Source organism: Microbulbifer sp. TYP-18 (genome assembly GCF_040932045.1).
Classification (GTDB): Bacteria; Pseudomonadota; Gammaproteobacteria; order Pseudomonadales; family Cellvibrionaceae; genus Microbulbifer.
The window spans coordinates 1-527 of sequence record NZ_JBFRBC010000097.1 but is presented as its reverse complement, the minus strand read 5'-3'; the positions used below and the strand labels follow the sequence as shown (position 1 = coordinate 527).

General features: G+C 55.8%; 1 protein-coding gene. It reads right to left on the bottom strand.

The annotated features are described in order from the left end of the window. Positions 1 to 110 precede the first annotated feature (110 nt). On the bottom strand, positions 111 to 323 hold the full coding sequence (locus tag ABVT36_RS19120) for a hypothetical protein (protein ID WP_367152086.1): 213 nt from the start codon (positions 321 to 323) through the stop codon (positions 111 to 113). Between the last annotated feature and the right edge of the window lie 204 nt (positions 324 to 527).

Here is a 527-nt window from a genome sequence, read left to right as displayed (position 1 = left end):
CCGCTGACGGTCATGCTCGGGCAACTCCGCCAACAACTGAGGGATGATTTCTTTCATGGCATAACCTGCTCTTGATTGATGTTGTACCGCCGGCTAATCGGGACCTCCATTTACAGCTTTTTGTACTTGCCCAATATGGCTTGGGCTGCCTGGGCTTTTTTAACCTCTTCGAGAGTCTCAGCTTCGTAAATGGGCAGTGACGTCTCGATAATGATCCTGGCCAACTGCTCGTGGCCGATACCGTAGCGCTTCGCCACCGCCTTTAACCGGTCAAACACCGGTTGTGATGTGCGCAAATTCGATTTTCGGAAGTTTGTTTTCATCCCCGGTCCCTGTGCCCGTCATTTTGTAATAGGTGCCGGCCTTCCACCGGCTCGGGGCTATAGCCCTTGGCACTGTATCTCCACACACTTCGCGGTCGTGTCGTGCCTGATCTCCCCCCCGAGCGCTGTACTCAGCTCCATCCTGTGGGTGGATTGCTTGGTGCCGGTCTTTCCCGGCTGTCAGCGGTCTTTCCCGCCGTCCGC